The organism is Anaerolineae bacterium, from assembly GCA_035529315.1.
GTDB lineage: Bacteria > Desulfobacterota > Desulfobacteria > Desulfobacterales > ETH-SRB1 > Desulfaltia.
On the sequence record DATKWZ010000017.1, the window covers coordinates 1 to 9,117 of the forward strand.

The window sequence follows — 9,117 nt, forward strand, 5'->3', positions numbered from 1 at the left end:
GCTCTCTGATATGGCACATTAATTGCAACTCAATATTATTAAATGGAAAATAACCAGCAGTTCAGAAAGATCAACTAAAGCAAAACAAATTGTACTTTTTGATTGACTTGTCAGAAACATTACGATATTTTTATTAAAATAAATTTTAGTGGATGTTTCTAAAGCTGATATCTTAAAACTCAAAAGTCTTAAGCTCCGAAAAAGGAGGTATAGTCATGAAGAAAAAAATATTAACTCTGACGATTATGACAGCATGTATCGCAATGGTTGCTCTCTTTTGCGGGCCAGGTTATGCATCGGTAAGCGGCCCCTGCGTGGATTGCCATACCATGCACAACAGCCAGGGTGGCGCTGTCATGGCTACAGGCACAACTGCCGGAGATGCTGCTTACGGCTCGTTGACCCGCGGCACATGCGGGGGGTGTCATGAAACAAGCACGGCCGACCCTCTGGAAGGGGGTTATCCTCGTGTTAAAACCAGTAGTTCCGGCGATACCGTCCAATTAGCCGGAGGGTACTTCACTGCTACCAGCGGACAGACTGATAACCACGGTAATACTGAACACAGCATAGGCAGCACAGTAGAGCCGGCAGGGTATAATTCTGCTGGTTACGTTAACAGCACCGATTGGTACGTGGAAAGCAACGGCTTGAAATGTGCAGGTAATAGCGGCTGTCACGGGAACGAAACCGACACGGACCCGGCAAAGGCGATTGCCGGTGGCCATCACGCAAATACTCTTAAAGGCGGCTACACCGGCTATCGTATGCTTCAAATATACCAGACCGCAGTCATTGGGACAGGAGCTTCCGATTATGAAAAGGCTTTGAATAGTGCTCCATCAGCAGACGACCCACGTAACTATTACAGCGCCACCGCCGATGCTGATGGCGGTTCTATCAGCAGGTTCTGCGGCAAATGCCACGGAGATTTCCACGGCAATGCGGGTTCCGGTAATACCGGCGTATATAACAGCGCGTGGGTAAGGCATCCAACAGATGCGCTTATTCCTACCACCTGGGAAATTCAAACCCTTACGAATTATACTTTCCTTGATTGGAAATCTAATCCGGTCGGCACAGTGAATGCTGTAGCGCCAGCTGATGACAACATGTATGTTACCTGTCTTTCCTGCCACCGGGCTCATGGCTCGGCAAATGCCGACATCCTGAGATTTGCTTACGCTGATCAATGCGCCGACGGCAGCTCTGTTAACGGTTGCCTCGGGTGTCATGACAAGCAGCGTTAACCGATTGTCCTTGATCACGATGCCGTCGGCATCGTGATCGCTTGACAGAAACCTTTATAAAGGGCATTCTCCTCCAGGGAGGATGCCCTTTTTTATTTCTATATGGGTCATTTTCTGATAGGTAATAGTTTACCCCCCCATAAGAAGCGCTAAGTTGTTTTTGCCCAGGAGGAACTAAAAAAAATGAACCCTGAACTTTTGTTTCTCATTTGGTGTTTGTTTTTTTATTCGACATTCGACATTCGACGTTCAATGTTCGATGTTGGACGTTCATCTTTTATGTAAAGACCCCCCCCATGATTAAGAGCCTTCAAAAAACATACGTTTTTCTCTTTTTTGCCGTGGTTGCCGCCTATTCGGCACACGATATTTCAAACCTCGATATCTGGTACCATCTGAGGTGCGGCCAATTCATCCTTGACAATTTTAAGATACCACAAACCAATACCTTTTCCTACATTGCCGTTGATCGTCCGAGTTTTGATCCATACTGGCTATTTCAGGTTCTCATCTATCTTATACACCGTGTTTCCGGGATCAGCGGGCTTGTTGCGTTCAAAATGTCGGTACTGATCGCCGCGTTTTGCTTGTTGATTAACATGAGGAAAAAGGAGGATGGGTACATCCTGCCGGCGTTTTGTCTTGTTTTGGGCGCCATGGCGGCAAACGCACGGTTTATTGTCCGGCCGGAGCTTGCAAGCTACCTGTTTCTCTGTCTCTATTTTTTCATCCTTCATCAATACCACAACCGCAAGGGCAGGAGCATTTATCTCCTGATCCCCCTTCAGATCCTCTGGGCAAACATGCACGGGTTCTGGGTGCTGGGTCTTTTCCTGGTATGGGCATTCCTTTTGGGTGAAGCGATCTTGTGGAAAGCGCCCCTGTCGTTTGACTGGAGGGGCGAGACCTCTGTGCAGGGAAGAGACTATACCCGGCTGTTGCTCGCAGGGCTCGTTTTGACTGCATCTACCCTGATCACACCATATCCTCATGAGATTCTGCAACTTCCATTTGAAATGTTCGCCGGACTAAAGGGCGCCAGCGGCAGGGGCGGCCCTCTTATCGTAAATGAGCTGATATCACCATTTTTAGCGGATACGCTCTTTTCCTGGCAGGCGATATTCTACTATAAAGTATTGGTGGTGGTATCTGCCGCGTCCTTTTTGTTGAACTTCAGGCGGATCAACATCATCCACCTTTTGATCTATGCCGGGTTCCTCTATATCTCTGTCCAGGCAAGGCGGAATATATGTGCCTTTGCACTGATGGCCGCTCCGATCACGTTCCTGAATCTTGGCTCTTTTTACAAATCTTCCATTGAAGAATTCCTGCGGGCCAGGAAACTGCCCATGAATCATGTGCGGGCCGTCTTGTCCGTGGGTCTGGTTCTGGTGATGATTCTTTTAATTTATGACGCGGCTTCTGACAGATACTATATCCGGGACAGAAGCAATACGAGGTTCGGGTTAGGGGTTTCCAACATCTCTTATCCCAAAAAAGCGATTGATTTCATACAGGAAAACAACATCACTGGAAACATTTTCAACAACCCTGCCACAGGTCACTATTTCACCTGGCGTTGTTTCCCTGAGCGCCTGGTCTTTTTAGACGGAAGGTTCGATTTGCCTGATCGCTTTCTGTCTCATTATTATGTCCCTCAACTATGGCCGAAAATTTCGGAAAAATATCAAATAAATTATGTATTGCTCGGTCATGGCAGGTCTCCAAATATTGCCCCTCTGACCAGGATGCTCTATTTCAACAAGGACTGGGTTCTGATCTACTATGATGAAATGGCTGTTGTCTTTGTCAAAAATGTCGAGAAAAACCGGGAAATCATTAAAAAGTTTCAGGTCAGGTTTGACACAACGCAAGACAAGGATGCACCAGGCATACCTCCAAAGAACCTGTTTGGCATGACGGATCTTCCTGTGGCACAATTTCAGTTGGCAAACCTGTACGCCACCCTTGGCTTAAACAAGCGTGCAATCAATAAGTACCAGGAATGCTTAGACATATTTCCAAGCTTCTGGGAGGCACGGAGCAACCTCGGAGATATGTATCAAAAGGACGGCAGAGTCGAGGATGCGTTAAGACAATACAGGATGGCCGTTGAAACAAAGCCGAATTTTGTGGCAGGCTATGTAAGGCTTGGGGAAGCCTATGCTGTCACTGGGATGTTTCCGCAGGCAGTCCAGGCGTATAAGGAAGCGCTTAAAAGAAAACCTGAACTGGCCGCAGCTCATAGCGGGCTGGGTTTTGCCTGTATGCAGATGAAAAAATATAAAGAGGCGATACAGCACTTTGAGGCCGTGTTGAGATTAGATCCAGATAATTCGATGGCCGGCCGGATGCTTGCTTACTGCCGTAGCATGATCTCCCAGGACAAATCGCACTGATGAAACCGGCTCAACCGACTACCGCGCATCGAATTCGCCGCGCTCTACTATCCTTGTTTATACCTTCTTCTCAATGCTTTCCCGAGCCCTATCTCTTTGTTAGCTAGTTCATGCAATCCCTTTTTCCAATAGGCAATGCCCAGGTTAACGTGCCACATGCCATTGAGGGGCTTGGTCTTTATTGCCCGCTTGAACTCCTCTATTGCTTGATCTATCCGCCCCTTTGCCAGAAAGCAGAGCCCGAGGTTGTTGTGGCCGATTCCATACTCTGGCCGCAGAAAAAGACTTTGCTTAAAAAATGGTATTGCCTTATCGGGTTTTTGCCTTTTATAGTAATGCATGCCGATTGCGTTATAACCCCTTGCTTTATCAGGAGATTTTTCGACCACATCTTGCCATAATGTAAGATCATCTTGCCAGATAAAATTACGCTGAAAGGCGGCAATGCCACATACCACAACCAGGCCTGCCACCACCAGAAATTCAATATATAAATTTAGTCTAATTTGTTTCATATACTCCGGTTTTCTTTAACTCTCCGCTCTCACCTCTTGGCTCTCAGCTTACGAATCCTCTCCCTGGCCTGGACATTCTGGGGATCAAGTTTGAGAACCTTTTCGTACGTCCGAACAGCCTTAACTCTCAGCTCTTTGCTCCTCGCTCTTTGCTCTTCGCTCTCAGCTCTTTGCTCATAAGCCAGCGCCAGGTTAAACATGGTTATCGGATCACGGGGACTAATATCCAAAGACATGCGCAACTGTTGAATTGACTGGTCAAGTAATCCCATTTTGCCGTATATGATGCCCAGATTGGACAACGCTTCAGGATATTCAGGTTTAATAGCGATAGCCTTTTGGTATTGGATAATGGCCTTTTCCAGTTGTCTCATTTCGTCATAAGCAATACCGAGATTATAATGAACCGAGGCATTGTCAGGGTCTATTTGCAAGATTGCTATGTACTCTTTTACGGCTAAGTTTGTGAACCCTTGATCCACGTATGCATTTCCAATGGCCTTTCGGGCATTAAGGTAAAGCGGATTTATCTTTATTGCCTGCTTGTACATACTAACCGCCATATCAACAAACCCCTTCTTGTTGTATATTTCTCCCAACCCGGTATATGCCTTGTAATCACAGGGGTCGATTTCCAGCGCTTTTTTGTACTTGGCTATGGCCAATTCATTTTGCCCCATCTTTTCATGAACACTGCCCATGTTCACATGGGTCTTGGACGAGGCAGGCATAACCCTCAGCGCCTTCCCATATTCTTCCAGTGCAAGATCGTATTGTTCTGTGTGAGAATAGGCTAATCCCAGGTTGTGGCGAGGTCTGTACTTATTGGGAGATTTCATGACCGCATCGCGCCAGAGGGACACGTTGTCTTTCCAGGCGAAATTTCGTTGATGGGTAATGGGGCCGAAGACCAGCACCAGGCTTGCGGCTACAAGTAATTCAACAAATAATTTCAGTTTTATTGGTTTCATTGGTTGTCTTTGTTTAGGCGCAGTTCGTTATATCTGTTTTATCGCTTTAAAACCAATCAAACCGCTCTATGCTCTTCGCTCTCTCCACTCCCTGCTCTACGGATGAGCAGGAACTGATCCCTTTTCTCCCTTTATCCCCCCAGTAATCTTTTTCCATTGTTGGCTTGAACTAAGCCTCTTGGCAATTTTCATCTCTCTGAAAGCCATATCATGTTTCCCTTTTGATCCATATGCTAATCCCAAATTGTAATGAGCATCCACATGATTGGGATCAATCTGTATGGCGTGTTGAAAATGGGAAATGGCCTTGTCTATCCTTCCTTTGTCAAAATAGCAGACACCCAGATTGTTGTGAGCATCGACAAAGCAAGGGTTGCTCTTCAACGCCTGCTTCTGTTCCGCAATGGCCAGGTCAAGTTGCCCCAGCATGGAATAAGCCAACCCCAGGTTGGAATGGGCACGGGCGAAATCTGCCTTGATTCTGATGGCTTGTTGAAATTCAAAGACAGCCTTATCTGTCCAGCCCTTGTCAAGAAAACAAACCCCCAAATTGACATGGGGTTCGGCTACATCCGGATATAGGGAAATACCTCTTTTGCAAAACGCAATAGCCTTATCAATCAAGCCCCTACTTCTATAGGCGATGGCAAGGTTGCTATAGGGTCTGGTCTTGTTGGGAGATTTTTGAACCACATCCGACCAGAGGGAAAGACCATCCTTCCATACAATGTTACGCTGGTGTGCAGCGGTACCAGATACCATAACAAACCCCATCAACACAGCAACCTCAACGTATCTTGTCAGATTCATTTCTCATTTTCCATAAATGCTTAATTCTGTCCAGTTCGCCCAAATTTTAACATAGATATTCTGCTGATCATAATCGCAATGCATAAAGCAAATCCTATAGACGGAAGATAGAGCCGGTGTTCAAAAATAACATCGTAGATTACTATAAAGCTGGATGTAACCGACAGGGTGACAAAAAACCAGATAATGCCGAAAGAAAGAAGTCTTGCCCTGCGATATGCCCATACAGCAAAGACTATTATGACAACAAGGAGTATGAAAAACATAATGGTTGGAAAGTCAATACTCTGGGTAATGGGCCAGTCATAGTCCAGGTTGAGATTTGTGGGAATAAATAACAGCCTGATATAGTATGGAATAACATGAAGCTGTGTCATAAAATACTGAAAAGAGGTGACAGGTTCACCAAAAGGCATTTCTACCCCTTTGGCATAATCAAATGAAACAAACTTTTGCAGCCCGGATGCACTCAGATAAATGGTTACAGCCATGGTTGAAAACATGGCCAGATGTACCTTGTAGCGGCCTTTCAGTATCTTCCAATTCCCATCCGATATAAAGTAAAAATCATAGATCAAGAGCATCAGAGGAAGGGTGGCAACTATCTGTTTTGTCCCCATCCCAAGACACGAGGAGAAAAAAGCACCGGCTAAGTAAAATTTTGAATTTTGAATTTTGAATTTTGAATTACGGGTTTCTGGTTTCGGGCTTTCAACCTTTGAGCTTTGAGCTTTGAGCTTTGAGCTTTCCTGGAAGGCTCTAATAAAAAGGAGAATAGTCAAAAGATAAAAGGTTGTGGCCAGGACTGAAGAACGGCTTATAATGTACGTAACAGCCTGGGTCTGAATAGGATGCGCAATAAAGACCATGGAGGCGTAAAGGGCAATCCTGTAAGCCCTCTGCCCGTATTTTTCTTTAAGCGAGGAGAGGTTGGCTGTTTGAAAAAGGATAAAATAGAGCATAATGCCGTTTGAGATGTGGAGCAGCAGGTTGACCAGGTGGTAGCCAAAGACATTGAGCTTGCCGAAATAATAATTAATCGCCAATGTAATGTCTAATATGGGACGACTAGAGGAATAAAAAATTTCCTTTAAGTCAAATCTATGGATAGTGTAGTTTTCAACAATAGCAAGCTGATCATCAAAGTGAAAGGTACAGTCAAAGCTGTTAGAGTAAATAATAGTTGCTATGGCGGAAATCAAAAAAATTGCAAGAAGATGTTTATGAATATTTGACAAACCGACCATGTGCGGAATCTCCTTTTTATGAGCAAGAAATTAATCACGAAAACACGAAAGTGCGAAAACACGAAAATCAGCTATGTAAAAATCAGTTAACCACTCTTTTTATCTCTAAAGTGGGTTTTGCGAAATTAAGTGATAGACCTACCTTCAAGCTGGTAGCCTTGAGATAAGATCGAATTTGAGCAAAATGTATATCTGCAAGCTCTTTCACCGCTTTCAATTCTACAATAATTATGCATAGTTCCCATGCTCCAGAGTGGGAACGAGAAAAACCTATCTGCGTTCATCTGTGTGAATCTGTGGCTGAATATCTATTTCTTTCGTACTTTCGAGGCTTTGTGATGTTTCTTTCTGTTCATCTAATTCCGACTGCAAAATAGCAATTTTCTGTGCCAGATTCCTTACCTGATCGGTCAATGATGAAATCTTGACGGAATAATGGAGAGCAATCAAAAGGAGAAAAAGGAGGCCGAAAACAAAAAGGGTGGTGGTGGGCAGTGCAGCGCCGATCATCCTGGTAATAAAGACTAAAAGGTCATACCAAATGACTAAGATAATTATGCCCAAGCTGGTAATAAGCCACAACCAGGAATATTCTTCCCGCAATTTTTTTCTGCGAACCATCTCCACTATGAAAATACATAGGGCAATAGCTGCGATTAACGCGAATATCTTTTGTCTTATAGGCATAATTTTAGTTCCCAGCGCTGCATTGTATTGGTTCAAACGAAACAATATCATCATTCATCATTCGATCTTGGACGTTCGACGTTCGATGTTTATCTTTTTTTCTTCTCACCCTCTTACCTTCTCACCTTCTAATCCCTATCGCTCTCCGCTTTTCTCAGTAATGTAACAAAAATAGAAAGAAACATTTTAAATATGTAATATACGGGTTTTAATCCAGAATGCATTGATTTCCCCCGCACGCCCTGATACATGGTTACTGGAATCTCCTTTATTTTTAATCCAGCCCTGTGCAGCATTATTATTACATCAGCGTCCGGGAAATCAACCGGATAATATTCTCCCGCATAAAATTTAAGTCCATGTTTATTAATAGCCTGATACCCTGAAGTGGGATCTGTAATCTTTTTGCCAATTATAAGTGAAGTCAACTTGGCAAAAAAAAGCATTCCGACCCTTCTTGTGAAAGGAGCCTTATAGTTTCCTTTGTTTAAAAACCGAGAGCCTATAATTACATCAGCCTTATTCTTGAATACCTCATCCAATAACTTTGGGATATCTTCAGGATCATGCTGTCCGTCCGCATCTATTTGTACCGCATATTCGTATCCTTTCTTTAATGCGAATTTGAAACCGGTTTGAAGCGCAGAACCATAACCCATATTATAAGGAAGGCTAATCACGCGCACTCCCAGTTCCCGTGCGATCTCTTCTGTTCGGTCCTCTCCCCCGTCATTTACGACCAGGATATTGGCATCATGTATAACATTTTTTATCCCATTTATCACGCCCGCAATATTTTTTTCTTCATTGTAGGCGGGTATAATAATAATGGCTTGCTTTTTCAAAGGTCTCAATCCGCCCCCTATTTCACTATGGCCTGGTAGTTAAAAAAAACGACTCCAAGACTTATCATAAACACGCCCAACCATTGAATAAGAGATAACCTTTCACCCAAAACTATCCAGCTCGCCATCGCCAGTAATATGTAAAAGAATGCTCCTGACATTGTGAACAGATATACGAGTTGCGTTCTTGAAAGGACATAAATCCAAAACAAAGCAATTATTCCTTGAAATAAAAGTGCGCCCATAACATAGGGGGAACGAATTATTCTGAAGATTTCAACCATGACCCCGGATGAAAAATACACCCCTCCCAATAATAGAAGACCTTTTTTAAGTATTATCTGTGCGGTAATAGTGCCAAAAGCCATAATAGATATGAAAATAAGATTCGTT

10 protein-coding genes are annotated in these 9,117 nt (G+C 44.0%); 2 read left to right on the forward strand and 8 right to left on the reverse strand.

The window, feature by feature from the left end; translation table 11 throughout:
- The first annotated feature begins 215 nt into the window (after positions 1-215).
- Positions 216-1,250: a cytochrome c3 family protein gene (locus tag VMW78_03870; protein ID HUV50140.1), complete on the forward strand. Its 1,035-nt coding sequence runs from the start codon at positions 216-218 to the stop codon at positions 1,248-1,250.
- A gap of 296 nt (positions 1,251-1,546) precedes the next feature.
- Positions 1,547-3,649, forward strand: a complete 2,103-nt coding sequence (locus VMW78_03875) for a tetratricopeptide repeat protein (protein HUV50141.1) — start codon at positions 1,547-1,549, stop codon at positions 3,647-3,649.
- A gap of 47 nt (positions 3,650-3,696) precedes the next feature.
- Here VMW78_03875 and VMW78_03880 read toward each other — a convergent pair whose 3' ends face one another.
- From VMW78_03880 to VMW78_03915, 8 genes are all read right to left on the reverse strand, one after another.
- A complete protein-coding gene (locus tag VMW78_03880; GenBank protein HUV50142.1) occupies positions 3,697-4,164 on the reverse strand; it encodes a tetratricopeptide repeat protein in 468 nt (155 codons plus the stop codon).
- A 29-nt stretch (positions 4,165-4,193) separates the two neighbouring features.
- Positions 4,194-5,135 (reverse strand): tetratricopeptide repeat protein, encoded by a 942-nt coding sequence (locus tag VMW78_03885; protein HUV50143.1) that lies wholly within the window; start codon positions 5,133-5,135, stop codon positions 4,194-4,196.
- A 96-nt stretch (positions 5,136-5,231) separates the two neighbouring features.
- Positions 5,232-5,945, reverse strand: coding sequence for a tetratricopeptide repeat protein (locus tag VMW78_03890; GenBank protein HUV50144.1), 714 nt, complete (start codon positions 5,943-5,945; stop codon positions 5,232-5,234).
- Positions 5,946-5,965: 20 nt separating this feature from the next.
- Positions 5,966-7,192: a hypothetical protein gene (locus tag VMW78_03895; protein ID HUV50145.1), complete on the reverse strand. Its 1,227-nt coding sequence runs from the start codon at positions 7,190-7,192 to the stop codon at positions 5,966-5,968.
- An 82-nt stretch (positions 7,193-7,274) separates the two neighbouring features.
- On the reverse strand, positions 7,275-7,409 hold the full coding sequence (locus VMW78_03900) for a GxxExxY protein (protein HUV50146.1): 135 nt from the start codon (positions 7,407-7,409) through the stop codon (positions 7,275-7,277).
- A 53-nt stretch (positions 7,410-7,462) separates the two neighbouring features.
- Entirely contained in the window at positions 7,463-7,933 is a 471-nt protein-coding gene (locus VMW78_03905; GenBank protein HUV50147.1) for a DUF2304 domain-containing protein, read from the reverse strand.
- Positions 7,934-8,007: 74 nt separating this feature from the next.
- Positions 8,008-8,733 carry a glycosyltransferase family 2 protein gene (locus VMW78_03910; GenBank protein ID HUV50148.1) on the reverse strand — a complete coding sequence of 242 codons (726 nt, stop codon included), beginning with the start codon at positions 8,731-8,733 and terminating at the stop codon, positions 8,008-8,010.
- Positions 8,734-8,741: 8 nt separating this feature from the next.
- A partial coding sequence (locus VMW78_03915) for a hypothetical protein (GenBank protein ID HUV50149.1) occupies positions 8,742-9,117 on the reverse strand: 376 nt, incomplete at its 5' end.